At 72.4% G+C, this 14,532-nt stretch carries 12 protein-coding genes; 2 read left to right on the top strand and 10 right to left on the bottom strand.

Annotated elements, in window-relative coordinates; all coding sequences use genetic code 11:
- The first annotated feature begins 5 nt into the window (after positions 1-5).
- Positions 6-356, top strand: a complete 351-nt coding sequence (locus IEY30_RS17485; protein ID WP_081920628.1) for an RNA polymerase-binding protein RbpA — start codon at positions 6-8, stop codon at positions 354-356.
- A 130-nt stretch (positions 357-486) separates the two neighbouring features.
- Here the strand turns inward: IEY30_RS17485 and pgl are convergent, their stop codons facing one another.
- From pgl to tkt, 6 genes are read right to left on the bottom strand one after another with little or no spacing between them, the layout of a single operon-like run.
- Positions 487-1,221, bottom strand: a complete 735-nt coding sequence (gene pgl, locus IEY30_RS17480) for a 6-phosphogluconolactonase (RefSeq protein WP_030202147.1) — start codon at positions 1,219-1,221, stop codon at positions 487-489.
- A complete protein-coding gene (locus tag IEY30_RS22150; protein WP_081920634.1) occupies positions 1,218-2,681 on the bottom strand; it encodes a glucose-6-phosphate dehydrogenase assembly protein OpcA in 1,464 nt (487 codons plus the stop codon). The genes pgl and IEY30_RS22150 overlap by 4 nt, the downstream gene beginning before the upstream one ends.
- The gene (gene zwf / locus IEY30_RS17470) at positions 2,678-4,219 is read right to left on the bottom strand and encodes a glucose-6-phosphate dehydrogenase (RefSeq protein ID WP_030202153.1); all 1,542 of its coding nucleotides are present in this window, start codon (positions 4,217-4,219) and stop codon (positions 2,678-2,680) included. Before zwf ends, IEY30_RS22150 begins: the two co-directional genes overlap by 4 nt.
- The gene (locus IEY30_RS17465) at positions 4,216-5,856 is read right to left on the bottom strand and encodes a phosphoglucose isomerase-related protein (protein WP_030202156.1); all 1,641 of its coding nucleotides are present in this window, start codon (positions 5,854-5,856) and stop codon (positions 4,216-4,218) included. The genes zwf and IEY30_RS17465 overlap by 4 nt, the downstream gene beginning before the upstream one ends.
- The gene (gene tal / locus IEY30_RS17460) at positions 5,853-6,965 is read right to left on the bottom strand and encodes a transaldolase (RefSeq protein ID WP_030202159.1); all 1,113 of its coding nucleotides are present in this window, start codon (positions 6,963-6,965) and stop codon (positions 5,853-5,855) included. Before tal ends, IEY30_RS17465 begins: the two co-directional genes overlap by 4 nt.
- A 5-nt stretch (positions 6,966-6,970) precedes the next feature.
- Complete coding sequence (gene tkt, locus IEY30_RS17455; protein WP_030202163.1) at positions 6,971-9,328, bottom strand: transketolase; 2,358 nt, start codon at positions 9,326-9,328, stop codon at positions 6,971-6,973.
- Positions 9,329-9,517: 189 nt separating this feature from the next.
- Between tkt and IEY30_RS17450 the strand changes: the two genes are divergently transcribed.
- Positions 9,518-10,492, top strand: a complete 975-nt coding sequence (locus IEY30_RS17450) for a heme o synthase (RefSeq protein ID WP_373286736.1) — start codon at positions 9,518-9,520, stop codon at positions 10,490-10,492.
- A 31-nt stretch (positions 10,493-10,523) separates the two neighbouring features.
- Here the strand turns inward: IEY30_RS17450 and IEY30_RS17445 are convergent, their stop codons facing one another.
- The 4 genes from IEY30_RS17445 to IEY30_RS17430 form a co-directional block, all read right to left on the bottom strand.
- Positions 10,524-11,537, bottom strand: coding sequence for an NUDIX hydrolase (locus IEY30_RS17445; RefSeq protein ID WP_030202169.1), 1,014 nt, complete (start codon positions 11,535-11,537; stop codon positions 10,524-10,526).
- Between the two features lie 10 nt (positions 11,538-11,547).
- Entirely contained in the window at positions 11,548-12,678 is a 1,131-nt protein-coding gene (locus IEY30_RS17440; protein ID WP_052358885.1) for a sensor histidine kinase, read from the bottom strand.
- A 67-nt stretch (positions 12,679-12,745) separates the two neighbouring features.
- On the bottom strand, positions 12,746-13,447 hold the full coding sequence (locus tag IEY30_RS17435; protein WP_030202175.1) for a response regulator transcription factor: 702 nt from the start codon (positions 13,445-13,447) through the stop codon (positions 12,746-12,748).
- A gap of 85 nt (positions 13,448-13,532) precedes the next feature.
- Positions 13,533-14,498, bottom strand: a complete 966-nt coding sequence (locus IEY30_RS17430) for a COX15/CtaA family protein (protein ID WP_229675069.1) — start codon at positions 14,496-14,498, stop codon at positions 13,533-13,535.
- Between the last annotated feature and the right edge of the window lie 34 nt (positions 14,499-14,532).

Here is a 14,532-nt window from a genome sequence, read left to right as displayed (position 1 = left end):
CGTAGATGGCCAGCGGTAACGCCATTCGTGGAAGCCGGGTCGGCGCCGGCCCGATGGGCGAGGCCGAGCGCGGTGACACCGCCCCTCGCGTCCACATCTCCTACTGGTGCTCCAACGGGCACGAGACGCGCCCGAGCTTCGCCGAGGAGCCCGGCATGGTCCTGCCCGAGACGTGGGACTGCCCGCGCTGCGGCTTCCCGGCCGGCCAGGACAAGGAGAACCCTCCCGCCCCGCCGAAGGTCGAGCCCTACAAGACGCACCTCGCCTACGTGAAGGAGCGTCGCAGCGACGCCGACGGCGCCGCGATCCTCGACGAGGCGCTGAGCACGCTCCGCGAGCGTGGTCTCATCCAGTGACGTGACCTGCGCGCCCGCCGTCGCGGTGGGCCGTGCATGACGAAGGGCCCGGGAGGATCTCCCGGGCCCTTCGTCGTGCCCGTGCGACCGATGGCGTATGCCGTCCGGCCGGCCGGGTGGGGTCGTGCGGTCAGCCGATGCCCGAGGCGGCGTCGGCGTCGACGAGCCACAGGGTCGCGTCGCTGCCGCGAGGACCGGCCGCCGGGACGTCCCAGCGGTCGGCGCCCGGTGCCAGGGCCGCAGCGACGGCCTCGGCCTTGTCGGCGCCGGAGACGAGGAACCACACCTGGTGGCTGCGCTCGAAGCACTCGAACGTGAGGCTCACCCGGTCCGGCGGCGGCTTGGGCGAGTCGTGCACCGCCACGGCGATCGCATCGGTGATGCGCTGCGCCGGGTGGTGCGGGAAGAGCGAGGCGACGTGCCCGTCCGGGCCGACACCGAACAGCACGACGTCCCACGAGCCCTGTCCGTGCTCCCGGATGGCCTCGCCGTAGGCGAGCGCGCTCGCCTCCGGCGACTCGGAGCTGTCCGGGCCAGCCACGCGGTGCACGTGCTCGGCCGGGATCCCGAAGGAGGCCAGGCCGGCCTCGTCGTTCTGGGTGTCGTTGCGGTCGGCGTCACCGGCCGGGAGGTAGCGCTCGTCGCCCCACCAGAGGTGCAGCCGCGTGGGGTCGATGGCGAGCCGACCCGGCACGGCGGCGAGGGACGCGATGATCGCCGAGCCCATCGACCCGCCGGTCAGGGCCACGTGCGCCACCCCGCGCTCGGCTTGGGCGTCGACGATCGCACCGACGAGGCGCGCCGCGGCGGCGTCGGCCAGGATCTGCTTGCTCGGGTGCACCACGACCCGGGGGGCGGCCGTCACGACGACGCGCTCCCGGTCTGCTTGGCGGCGGTCCTCGTGGCGGCCTTCTTCGCCGTGGCCCTGCGGGTCCCGGCCGTGACGCGCGTCGTGGCCTTCTTGGCCGTGGCCTTCCGCGCGGTGGCCGTGGTCGAGGCCTTCTTGGCGGTGGACTTCGTCGTGGCCCGCTTCGCCGCGCTCTTCGTCGTCGACGTCGACGCGGTCCGCGAGGTGGACTTCTTCGCCGTGGTCTTCGCCGTGGCCTTCGCAGTCGTCGGCGTCGCGCCGGTCGTGGTTGTGGACGCGTCGCTCGAGGAGTTCGACGAGGCCGACTTCTTGCGGTCCTTGGCGGCCTGCTTCTCGCGCGGCGTGCGCTTGCCGGCGAGCTTGCGGGCGGTGGCCGCGTGCACGTCCTCGGTCTCGGCGTGCTCGGGAGCCGGAGGCGCCGTGATCATGGCGCTGGCCTCCTGGGCCGACTCGTCCCGGCCCAGGCGCGCGGCGAGGCGGCGCGACTCCGCCGGGTCGGGAGCCTTGCCGGCCTTGGCCGCCGCCGCTGCGGTGAGGCGCACCGGCTGCAGGGCCCCGAGGCCGTGCAGGAGCGCGTCCTCGTAGGCGTCGTCGGGGTCGAGGCGGCGCAGCTCATCGGCGAGGCACTCCGGGAGCTCGCGACGGGGCAGGCTGATCCGGCGGTCGGGCTGACCCGTCTGCGACAGCGTCGCGACGACGTCACCGGGGCGCACAAGGTCGATCGGGCCGCTCTTGCGCTCCAGGCGGACCGAGCCGATGCCCGAGCCGCGCGGCGTCGACACCCGGTGCACCGGCACGTGCAGGCGTCGCGAGAGCCACGCCGCCAGCAGGTCGGACGACGGCGAGTCGGGGGCGCCGCTGACGACGGCACCGGTGATCGGCTCGTAGGGCGGCTGGTCGAGCGCGGCGGCGAGCAGCCCCCGCCAGCGGGTGATGCGGGTCCACGCGAGGTCGGTGTCGCCGGGGGCGTAGCTGGCAGCCCGCTTCTTCAGCATGAGGCGCGGGTTGCGGTGCTGGGCGACGTCGGTGATGCGGCGCTGGGCCATCGCCCCGATGGGGTCCTTGGCGACGTCGGCCGGTGCCTCGCCGGGCCACCAGGCCACGATGGGGGAGTCCGGCAGCAGGAGCGGGACGACGACGCTCGGGCCGTGGTTGGCCAGGGCGCCGTAGAGGCGCAGCACGACGATCTCGCTCGCGCCGGCGTCACCGCCGAGGCGGATCTGCGCGTCGAGGCGGTTCTTGCCGCGGCGGTCGCCGGCGATGACGACGATGATGCGGCAGGGGTGCTGCCGGCTCGCCTGGTTGGCCACCTCGATGGCGTTGCCGGCGTCGGTGTCCTCGACGACGACCACGAGGGTCAGCACCCGGCCGAGGGCCAGCGCGCCGACCTCGTTGCGCAGGCGCACCAGGGTCTTGCTGATCCCCGTCGTCGTGGTGTCGGTCAGGTCCCGGATCACGGCATCCTCCACGTACGTCCGTCGCGTTCGAGCATGCGGTCGGCCGAGGGGGGACCCCACGTGCCGGCCGTGTAGGGCTCCGGCTTGCCGGACTTGGCCCAGTGCTTCATGAGCGGGTCGAGGATCCGCCAGGACGACTCGACCTCCTCGTGGCGCGGGAAGAGCGGCGGGTCGCCGAGCAGCACGTCGAGGATGAGGCGTTCGTACGCCTCGGGCGAGGCCTCGGTGAACGACGAGCCGTAGCCGAAGTCCATCGTGACGTCGCGGACCTCCATCTGCGCGCCCGGCACCTTGGATCCGAAGCGCAGGGTGATGCCCTCGTCGGGCTGGACGCGGATGACGATGGCGTTCTGCCCGAGCTCCTCCGTCGCGGTATGCTCGAACGGCAGGTGCGGGGCCTTCTTGAAGACGACCGCGATCTCGGTGACGCGCTTGCCGAGGCGCTTGCCGGTGCGCAGGTAGAAGGGGACGCCCGCCCAGCGGCGGGTGTCGACCTCGAGCGTCACGGCTGCGAAGGTCTCCGTGACCGACTTGGGGTCGACGCCGTCCTCCTCGAGGTAGCCGACGACCTCCTCGGCGCCCTGCCAGCCACCGGCGTACTGCCCGCGCGCAGCGCCCTTGTCGAGGTCCGCGGGGAGGCGGACGGCCGAGAGCACCTTCTCCTTCTCGGCGCGAAGGTCCTTGGCGTCGAAGGAGACCGGCTCCTCCATCGCCGTCAGCGCGAGCAGCTGCAGCAGGTGGTTCTGGATGACGTCGCGTGCCGCGCCGATGCCGTCGTAGTAGCCCGCGCGACCCGCGATGCCGATGTCCTCGGCCATGGTGATCTGCACGTGGTCGACGTAGTTGGCGTTCCACACCGGCTCGAAGAGCTGGTTGGCGAAGCGGAGCGCCAGGAGGTTCTGGACCGTCTCCTTGCCGAGGTAGTGGTCGATGCGGAAGACCGAGTCGGGTGGGAAGACGCCCTCGACGATCTCGTTGAGCTCCTGGGCGCTCTTGAGGTCGTGGCCGAAGGGCTTCTCGATGATGACGCGGCGCCAGCTGTCACCCTCGGCCTTGGTCAGGCCGCACCGCTCGAGCTGCTCGCACACGGTGGCGAAGAAGCCCGGGGGGATCGAGAGGTAGAAGGCGTGGTTGCCCCCGGTCCCGCGGTCCTCGTCGAGCTCGGCGACCGTCTTGGCGAGCAGGTCGAACGCCGCCGGGTCGTCGAACGTGCCGGGCACGAAGCGGAAGCCCTCGGAGAGGTTGCGCCACACGTCCTCGCTGAAGGGCGTGCGGGCGTGCTGCTTGACCGCGTCGTGCACGACCTGGCCGAAGTCCTGCGCCGCCCAGTCACGGCGGGCGAAGCCGATGAGCGAGAAGCCCGGCGGCAGCAGACCACGGTTGGCGAGGTCGTAGATCGCCGGCATGAGCTTCTTGCGGGCGAGGTCGCCCGTCACCCCGAAGAGCACGAGGCCGCAGGGCCCCGCGATGCGCGGGATGCGCTTGTCCTCGGCCGTGCGGAGCGGGTTGTGCCCGTGCGAGATGCGCGCCGGACTCATGCAGTCCCTCCTGCCAGCAGCGCCTCGTGCAGCTGCGCGAGACCTGCGTCGTGGTCGGTCAGGTGCAGCTGGAGCACGGGACGCCCGTGGTCGGCGAGGACCGCGGCGTCACCGCCGGCCTGCGAGGCGATGAAGTCACCGAAGCTGAACTCGCGCCCCGGGATCGAGAGGTCCTCCTTGGGCGCGGCCGTCACCTGGACGTAGACGCCGACGGCGGGGCCACCCTTGTGGAACTGCCCCGTCGAGTGCAGGAAGCGCGGGCCCCAGCCGAAGGTCGTCGGCCGTCCGGTGCGACGGGCCAGCGCCACGCGGCACTTAGCCAGGTCGACGTCGGCGAGCCGGTCGAGGTAGGCCATCACCGCGACGTAGCCGTGCTCGGGGTCGAGCTGCGCAAGGAGCGCGTCGAGGGCCGCGGGCACCGTGGTCGCGTCACCGAGCCAGTCGGAGGGGCCGCCGAGCGTGCGGATCTCGACGGCGCCGTCGGTGGCGGCCGCCTCGGAAGTCGCGCCGGTGCCCTGGTCGAGCAGGGCACGAGCCGCCTTCTTGGCGCTCTCGACGTCGGGCTGGTCGAACGGGTTGATGTCGAGCAGGCGGCCCGCGACGGCGGTCGCCACCTCCCACAGGAGCAACTGGGCACCCAGGGCGCCGCTCACGCGTACCTCCGAGGCCGCGTCGGCGGCGGGGGAGGACTCGTCGTCGACGGCCACGAGGCGGGCCACCGTGGTGTCGGACGCGGGCCGGGCCACCTCGGGGTCCTCGTCGCTGCCGGCGACGACCGGCAGGACGCCGGTGCCGTTCTTGCCGGTGGACTCGGCGATGAGCTGCTCGGCCCAGTCGGCGAAGCCGACGATGCCGGAGCCGTCGTCGACGAGCACGAGCTTGTCGCGCAGCGGCTCGGTGCCGCCCATGGCGGCGCCGAGGCGCAGACCCGGGTTGGCGTCGTCGTCGGCGGCGAGCAGGTCGGCGACCGACTCGGCCTCGTCGAGGAGCGCCTCGACGTCGACGCCGGCGAGGCCGCTCGGCACGAGACCGAAGGCGGTCAGGGCCGAGTAGCGCCCACCGACCTCGGGGTCGGCGTTGATGACCCGGTAGCCCTTGCCGCGCGACTCCTCGTCGAGCGGGCTGCCGGGGTCGGTGACGACGACGATGCGTGACGCGGGGTCGATCCCGGCGTCGGTGAACGCCTGCTCGTAGGCGCGGCGCTGGGAGTCGGTCTCGACGGTGGAGCCGGACTTGCTCGAGACGACGACGACCGTGTGCTCGAGGTCGTCCTCGAGGGCGCGACGGACGTAGTCGGGCTCGGACGAGTCGAGCACGACGAGCGGCTTGCCGGCCGTGGCACAGATGACCTCCGGCGCGAGCGAGGACCCGCCCATGCCACAGAGCACGACGTGGGTCAGGCCCTCCTCGGCGAAGGAGTCGCGCAGGGCGGCGATCTCACCGACGAGCGGGCGCGACGAGCGGGGGAGACCCACCCAGGACAGGCGGATCCGCGACTCGGGCTCTGCCTCCGGCCCCCACAGCGTGGCGTCCTTGGCGAAGAGTCGGCTGGCGACGGCGTCGTCGACGAGGGTCGGCACGTGCCGCCCGATCGCGTCCGCCGCTGCTCCCGATGCGCTGACGGACAGCGAGCTCATGCCGTCACCTTCTCCATCTCCGCGGTGACGCCGTCCAGCAGCTCGCCCCACGCCTTCTCGAACTTGTCGACGCCCTCGGTCTCGAGGAGGTCGACGACCTCGGTGTAGGAGACGCCGACGCGCTCGAGGTCGTCGAGCAGGTTGCTCGCCAGCTCGTAGCCGCCGGTGACGGTGTCGCCGTGGATGTCGCCGTGGTCGGCGGTCGCCTCGAGCGTCTTGCCGGGCATCGTGTTGACGACGTCGGCCGCGACGAGCTCGGTGACGTACATCGTGTCGGGGTAGGCCGGGTCCTTGACGCCGGTGGACGCCCACAGCGGGCGCTGCAGGTTGGCGCCGGCCTCGGCGAGGGTGCCCCAGCGCGGGGTCGAGAAGACCTCCTCGAAGGCCTGGTAGGCCAGGCGTGCGTTGGCGAGGCCGGCCTTGCCCTTGAGCCCCTTGGCCTCGTCGGTGCCGATGGCGTCGAGACGCTTGTCGATCTCGGTGTCGACGCGCGAGACGAAGAACGACGCGACCGAGTGGATCTTCGACAGGTCGTGACCGGCGGCGTGCGCCTTCTCTAGCCCCTCGAGGTAGGCGTTCATGACGGCCCGGTAGCGGTCGAGGGAGAAGATCAGGGTCACGTTGACGCTGATGCCCTCGGCGATCGTCGCCGTGATGGCCGGCAGACCGGCCTTCGTGGCGGGGATCTTGATGAGGACGTTGGGCCGGTCGATGTCGGCATGCAGCTGCTTGGCCTGCTCGACGGTCTTGTCGGTGTCGTGCGCGAGACGCGGGTCCACCTCGATGGACACGCGACCGTCGACGCCCTTGGTCGACTCGTAGAGCGGGAGGAACAGGTCACAGGCGCTGCGCACGTCGGACGTCGTGAGCTCGTGCACGACCTCGTCGACGCCCCTGCCGGCCTTGGTCAGCGCGGACAGGTCGTCGTTGTAGCGCTCGCCCTTGGACAGGGCGGCCTGGAAGATCGACGGGTTGGAGGTGACTCCGACGACGTTGCGCTCGGTGATGAGGTCGGAGATCTTGCCGGTCTCGATGAGCTCGCGGGACAGGTCGTCGAGCCAGATCGAGACGCCTGCCTCGGAGAGGGCCTGGGTGTTCGGGTTGGTCATGCTGGTCACTTCCCCTTGCTCGGTGCGGAGGCGGCGGCTGCGCGGGCGGCGTTGCCGCTGCCGGTCTGCGCGTCGGCGCCCATGACGTCGGTGGAGGCGCTCTGGACGGCTCGGGCCGGGTTGGTCTCGGTGACCCCGGGCGCCTTGGTGGCGGAGCCCTTCGCGGCCTTGATCGAGTCCTTGGCGGCCCTGACGACCGCCTCGGCGGTGATGCCGAACTCGCGGAAGAGCGTCGCCTGGTCGGCGGAGGCGCCGAAGTGCTCGATGCTGACGATGCGTCCGGCGTCGCCGACGACGTCGTGCCAGCCCATCGAGATCCCCGCCTCGACGCTGACGCGGGCCCGGACTGCCGGCGGCAGAACCTTGTCCTGGTAGGAACGGCTCTGCTTCTCGAACCATTCCCGGCAGGGCATCGACACGACGCGGGTGGCGATGCGCGACTTCTCGAGCTTCTCGGCGGCCTGGACCGCGAGCTGCACCTCGGAGCCGGTGGCGACGAGGACGACGTCCGGGTCGCCGGCGCGGGACTCCTCGACGAGGACGTAGGCACCCTTGGCGACGCCGCTGGTCTTGCCGTACTGCTTGCGGTCCCACGTCGGCACGGGCTGGCGGGTCAGGCACAGTGCCGCCGGGCCGTCGGTGTTGGACAGGATCTGCACCCAGGCGGCAGCGGTCTCGTTGGCGTCGGCGGGCCGCACGACGTCGAGGCCGGGGATGGCGCGCAGGGCCGCGAGGTGCTCGATCGGCTGGTGCGTCGGGCCGTCCTCGCCGAGGCCGATGGAGTCGTGCGTCCAGACGTAGGTCACGGGCGCCTGCTGGATGGCGGCGAGACGCACGGCGGGGCGCATGTAGTCGGAGAAGACGAGGAAGGTGCCGCCGTAGGGACGGGTCAGGCCCTCGAGCGCGATCCCGTTGAGGATCATGCCCATCCCGTTCTCGCGGATGCCGAAGTGCAGCGTGCGGCCGAAGGGGCCGCCCTTCCACTCACGGGTCTGCTTGCCGCTCGGGATGAAGGAGGGCTGCCCCTCCATCGTCGTGTTGTTGGACTCGGCGAGGTCGGCCGAGCCGCCCCACAGCTCGGGCATGACGTCGGCGAGGGCCGTGAGGACCTTGCCGGACGCCGCGCGCGTGGCCACGCCCTTCGCGTCGGCGGGGAAGGTGGGCACGGCCTTGGCGAGGCCGGCAGGGGACTTGCCCGCAAGGATGCGGTCGAGCAGGTCGGCGCGGTCCGGGTTGGCCTTGCGCCAGGCCTTGTATGCCTTGTCCCACTCGCGGTGGGCGGCCTTGCCGCGCTTGACGACGTCACGGGCGTGCTTGAGGACGGCGGGCTCGACGGCGAAGGTCTTCTTCGGGTCGAAGCCGAGCAGCTCCTTGGTCGCGCCGATCTCCTCGTCACCGAGGGCCGAGCCGTGCGACTTGCCGGTGTTCTGCTTGGTCGGCGCGGGCCACGCGATGATCGTGTGCAGCACGACGAGGGTCGGCTTGTCGGTCACCTTGTCGCCGGAGCGGATGGCCGCGAGGAGGGCGTCGACGTCCTCGACATAGGTGGCGCCGTCGGCGTCCTGGCGCCAGTCGACCTCGACGACGTGCCAGCCGTACGCCTCGAAGCGGGCGGCGACGTCCTCGCTGAAGGCGATGTCGGTGTCGTCCTCGATGGAGATCTGGTTGGCGTCGTAGACGACGGTGAGGTTGCCGAGCTCCTGGTGGCCCGCGAGGGCGCACGCCTCGTGGGAGACGCCCTCCTGCATGTCGCCGTCGGAGGCGATGACGTAGACGTGGTGGTCGAACGGGCTCGTGCCGGGCTTGGCGTCCGGGTCGAAGAGGCCGCGCTGGCGGCGCTGGGCCATGGCCATGCCGACGGCGGACGCGAGGCCCGAGCCGAGGGGGCCGGTCGTGATCTCGACGCCGGGGGTGTGGTGCACCTCGGGGTGGCCGGGCGTCAGCGAGCCCCACGTGCGCAGCGACTTGAGGTCGTCGAGCGAGAGGCCGTAGCCGCTGAGGTAGAGCTGGATGTACTGCGTCAGGCTCGAGTGCCCGCAGGAGAGCACGAACCGGTCGCGGCCGAGCCAGGCCGGGTCGGAGGGGTCGTGCGTCATGACGTTCTGGTAGAGCAGGTAGGCGAGCGGGGCCAGCGACATGGCCGTGCCGGGGTGGCCGTTGCCGACCTTCTGCACGGCGTCGGCGGCGAGCAGGCGGGTCGTGTCGACCGCGCGCACGTCGAGGTCGCTCCAGCCGGCCTTCTTCGCCAGAGGGCGCGGCAGACCCGGGTCGCGCTGTGCCAGCAGGCCCTTCGTCTTCGCCGTGGTGCCGGATCGGGTGGGCTTCTTCGCCTTCGTGGCGGTGCTGGACGCAGCAGTGGGCACGGAACGGGTCTCCTTCAACAAGGGTTGATCACGTACGGCCACGAGCCTAGCCCCCACGCTGTGAGGCACGACACCTCGCCCGGGGGTCGGTACGCGGCCCTGCCGGTGCGGTGCCGGCCGTCGTCGGCGACGGTCTAGACTTGCGACGCAATGCTCACGTACCCCACGGGTCGGAGCGACGTACCAGCGGTGAGGATCTTCGTGACAACGGTGGACCCCCGCGCCGACCTCTCGGCGCTGCACGGTCCGGACGGCAGTGGGGTGAAGTTCCTCGTCGGACAGTACGTCTCACTGATGAAGCCGCGGATCATCGAGCTGCTCCTCATCACGACCATCCCCGTGATGTTCCTCGCCGAGCAGGGCGTGCCGGACCTCTGGCTCGTCGTGGCCACGGTCGTCGGCGGCACGCTGTCCGCCGGCGCCGCCAACACCCTCAACTGCTACATCGACCGCGACATCGACGCCGTCATGCACCGCACGAGCCGTCGGCCGCTCGTGACCGGCACGGTCAGCCCGAGGGGCGCCCTCGTCTTCGGGATCTCCCTCGCGGTCGTGTCGACGGTGTGGCTGGGCCTGCTCGTCAACTGGCTGAGCGCGTGGCTCGCCCTCGGCGCGCTGCTCTTCTACGTCTTCGGCTACACGCTGCTGCTCAAGCGCCGCACGGCCCAGAACATCGTGTGGGGGGGCGCCGCGGGCTGCATGCCGGTCCTCATCGGCTGGTCCGCCGTCACCGGCTCGCTCAGCTGGTCGGCGTTCATCCTCTTCCTCGTCATCTTCTTCTGGACGCCGCCGCACTACTGGCCGCTGTCGCTGCGCTACAAGGACGACTACGCCACGGCCCACGTGCCGATGCTGCCGGTCGTCGAGCGCTTCGTCGTCGTCGCGCGCCAGATCGTCGCCTACTCCTGGGCCATGGTGCTGACGTCTCTCGCGCTCCTCCCGGTCCAGCACGTCGGCTGGGTCTACACCGTCGCCGCGGTCGTCGCGGGTGGCCTCTTCCTCACCGAGGCGCACCGCCTGCTCGCCAAGGCGCGCGCCGGCGCGGCCGAGGACGTCCTCAAGCCGATGCGCCTGTTCCACTTCTCGATCACCTACCTCACGGTGCTCTTCGTGGGCGTGGCGCTCGACCCGATCTGGCACCTGCCGCTCCCGTTCCTCTCCTGAGGGCACCGAGGGCGTATGCCGTTCGGCGCGCTCAGGCGGTCGGGGTGCCGTCCTCGAGGTAGATCGTGCCCCCGTCGTGCGCGTGCAGGGCGGTGAGCAGCCGGACGTTGTAGGGGGCGACCCGCCCGTCCCAGTCCTCGGGCCGGGTCCAGTGGACGTCGCGGATCTCGCGCTGCTGCAGGTGCGCCCGCTCGATCACGTCGGTGTCGACGGTACCGAGGTCGAAGACGAAGACGGTGGCGTCGCCCCACCCGTGCAGGGCGGGCAGCCAGTTGACGGCGAGCAGCGGCCCCGCGGTGACGACGAGGTCGAGCTCCTCGCGGACCTCCCGCACGACGCAGGCGGCGGGGGACTCGTGGCGGTCGACCCCACCTCCGGGGAGGTCCCACTCGCGCTTGTAGACGAGCTCGCAGAGCAGCACGTGGCCGGAGACCGACCGGAGGACGCCCTGGGCGATCGCGCGCTTGGTCGGCAGGGTCGAGTCGAGCATCGCGGTGAAGCCGTCCCGGGTGTCGGGGTGGGCGTCGTCGCGGCGTCGCCCGAGCACGAGCGTGTCCTGCCGCACGCCCGCGAGGCTGGCGTTGCCGCGCAGGCGGCCCTCGCGACGCAGGCCGGCGCGCAGCGCGGTGCTCACCGAGGCGCGGTTGTCCGGGTTGACATGGGCCTCGACGCGCTCGAGGCCCAGCTCGTCGAAGGCCCACTCGACGAGCAGGCGCACGGCGCGCCATGCGAGGCCGCTACCGCGGAAGGGCGCGTAGACGGCCCACGACAGCACGCCCACGCCCGGGTCCTGCACCCGCACGTCCACGGTGCCGACGGCCTGACCCTGCCACTGCACGACAAAGGTCACCTTGCTCCGGTCGGACCACTCGACGTGCGTGCGCCGGATCCAGTCGCGGTGCTCGTCAGCCGTCGGCGTGACGGCGGGGACGTCGAACCAGCGGGCGATCTCGTCGTCGTGGAGGGGGCGGGTGACGTCGCTGTCGTCGAGCGTCCACGGTCGCAGCACGAGGTCGCCGTCTCGCAGCGTCGGCTGGTCGGTCACGACCCCCAGCCTAGGGACGGGGGTCGGGCCGGGCATCGAGGAGGGGGAGGGTGAGCTCGAACCGGCACCCCGGGCCGGTGTTGGCGACCGTCACGTCGCCGCCGTGGGCGCGGGCGATGCCTCGCGCGACGGCGAGGCCGAGGCCGGCACCCACGCCGTCGGCCGGGGTGCGGGCGCTGGTGCCGCGCCAGCCCGGCTCGAACAGGCGGTCGAGCTCGTCCTCGGGGATGCCCCCGCACCCGTCGGAGACCGCGATGCGCGCGACGCCGGTGCCGTCCGGGGCCGGGGTGCCGCTCCCGTCCCTGCCGTGCGCCACGACCCCGACGCTGTGGCCGTGCTCGTCGTCCTTGTGGCCATGGCAGTCCGGAGCGGGCTCGGTGGCGAGCGAGATGTCGACGGTGCCACCGGCGTCGGTGTGCGTTAGGGCGTTGGTCACGAGGTTGGCCAGGGCCCGGGACAGCTCACCGACGTCGGCGGAGGTCGTCACGGCCACGGGCGGGGCCGACCCGGTCACGTGCACGCCGCGGCGGTCGGCGAGCACCCGGGCGGACGCGACGGCGTCGGACACGAGGTCGCCCACGTCGACGGGCGCGCGGTCGAGGCGCAGCGTGCCGGACTGCAGCCGCGAGAGGGCGAGCAGGCCGCCGACCATGTCGGACATCCGGTCGGCCTCGGACCGGATCCGCGCGGGGTAGGAGCCGTCCGCGGGTGCGTGACCGTCCTCGAGGGCCTCGGCCATGGCGCGGATGCCGGCGAGCGGGGTGCGCAGGTCGTGCGAGACCCAGGCCACGAGCTCGCGGCGGCTCTGCTCGATCTGTCGGTCCCGGTCCCGCTGCGCGGTCTCCTGCGCGGACGCGCGCATCAGCTCCTGGACGCGTCGGGCGATGAGCCAGCCGAAGACGGCGGCGATGGGCAGCGACGTCGCGGTGACGACGAGGACCACGGCCTGGTCGTGGTCGTTGATGAACATCGCACGGGCGGTGACGACCACTCCGACGGCGACGCTGAGGATGACGACGAGAGGGGCGACGACGGCCGCGGCGACGAGCGACCGCGCCGCGAGGGCACGGACGACGAGGGCGCCCACTGCACCGACGGCGACGGCCGCCAGGGCGGCCAGCAGGGCCGCCTCGGTGATCACGACCTCTCCTCGGTGTGCGGGCCGGAGCCGGCCGGCGGCGCGGGCACCAGCACGCTCACGGAGCCGGTCACGGCCGTCCGTTCGCGGTCGTGCCGTCCCAGCGGTAGCCGACGCCCCAGACGGTCTGGAGCCGGACCGGCTGCGCCGGGTCGACCTCGACCTTCTCGCGCAGGCGACGCACGTGGACGGTCACCGTGGACTCGTCGCCGTACTCCCAGCCCCACACCTGCTCCATCAGCTCCCGCCGTGAGAAGGCCGTGCCGGGATGGCTCATGAGGTGGGCGAGCAGGTCGAACTCGCGGCTCGTCAGGGCGAGGGGGTCGCTCCCGAGCCACGCCTGGTGGCGCCGGGTGTCGACGCGCAGGTCGGCATCGACGAGCGTGGTGCTGCCGGTCGTCGCGACGGGTGCGGCCCGGCGCAGGATGGACTGGATGCGCAGCACGAGCTCGCGGCTGCTGAACGGCTTGGTCACGTAGTCGTCGGCGCCGATCTCGAGCCCGAGCACCCGGTCCGACTCCTCGCCCCGGGCCGTCAGCATGACGACCGGCAGGTCGCCGCGCTCCGAGCGCAGCCGGCGGAAGACCTCGAGCCCGTCGAGCCCCGGCAGGGTGAGGTCCAGCACGACGAGGTCGGGGGAGTGCTCGCGGGCGACGGCCAGCGCCGCCAGCCCGTCCTCTGCCTCGACGACATCGAGGCCGGCGCGCACGAGGTAGCCGGAGACGACCTCGCGCAGGGTGAGGTCGTCGTCGACGACGAGAACGGTGGGCACCGCTCCAGCCTAGGCAGCGCACCGCCGCTCGACCTGCGAAAGTCCTTGCGATCCGGTGACGTCCGGGCCGGGCGATGCCGGAGGTTCAGACCGGGTGGCGTCGGGTTGAGAGCACGCCGAAGGTCAGGGCGACGACGAGCAGGCTGGCGCCGAGCATGTGCACGAGGACGAGCAGCTCGGGCAGCTTCGTGAAGTACTGCACGTAGCCGATGAGGCCCTGCGCGAGGGTGACGACGAGGACCATGGTCCACGCGCGGCGGGCCTCGTCGGTCTGCGCCGTGATGCGCACCGCGACGAGCGTGGCGATGACGAGCCCGCAGAAGAGCATGACGGCGTCGGCGTGCATCCACGAGACGAACCGCGGGTCGAAGCCGGTGCGCGCGGGTCGGTCCGCGTCGCCGGAGTGCGGTCCCGACCCGGTCACGACGACCCCGAGCAGGAGCACGACCGCGCCGACCGCGCTCGTGCCGAGGGCCAGCGTGCGCGCGAGCGGGTGGACGACGAGCTCGCCGGGACCGGAGACCTCGTCCTGCGCTCCGCGCACCAGGGCCGCCGAGAGCGCGACGAGCACCATCGAGAGCAGGAAGTGCGACATGACGGTCCACGGGTTGAGCCCGGTCAGGACGGTGATGCCGCCGAGGACGGCCTGCGCCGGGATGCCGGCGAGCACGCCGACCGAGACGAGGTGCAGACGCCGGCGCTGCGGCCACCGGGTCAGGACCACCCAGAGTGAGACGAGGGCCAGGATGCCCACGACGCCGGTCAGCGTGCGGTTCCCGAACTCGACGAGGTCGTGGTAGGCGCTCTCGGGCGTGCGCACCGGCGTGAACGAGCCCGGCTGACACTCCGGCCACGTGCTGCACCCGAGACCGCTGCCGGTCAGGCGCACGATGCCGCCGGTGACGACGATCCCGACCTCGCCGACGAGGTTGGCCAGCAGGAGCGGCCGCACCCAGGACGACGGGACGGTGGGGAGGCGACCCGCGGCGCGGGCGAGACGGCTCGTGCCGGTCGGGCGGTCGACGTCGGTCACGATAGGCGTGGAGGACACCCCGCAAGGGTATGCCGCGTGGCGCGCTCCACCC

The sequence above is a fragment of the Terrabacter tumescens genome (assembly GCF_014646815.1).
GTDB lineage: Bacteria > Actinomycetota > Actinomycetes > Actinomycetales > Dermatophilaceae > Terrabacter > Terrabacter tumescens.
This window is presented reverse-complemented; position numbering and strand designations above follow the sequence as displayed.

Coding starts and splice junctions, on each gene's coding strand:
- IEY30_RS17485 (WP_081920628.1), top strand. CDS start 6: ATGGCCAGCGGTAACGCCATTCGTGGAAGCCGGGTCGGCGCCGGCCCG.
- zwf (WP_030202153.1), bottom strand. CDS start 4,219: ATGAGTCCGGCGCGCATCTCGCACGGGCACAACCCGCTCCGCACGGCC.
- IEY30_RS17465 (WP_030202156.1), bottom strand. CDS start 5,856: ATGAGCTCGCTGTCCGTCAGCGCATCGGGAGCAGCGGCGGACGCGATC.
- tal (WP_030202159.1), bottom strand. CDS start 6,965: ATGACCAACCCGAACACCCAGGCCCTCTCCGAGGCAGGCGTCTCGATC.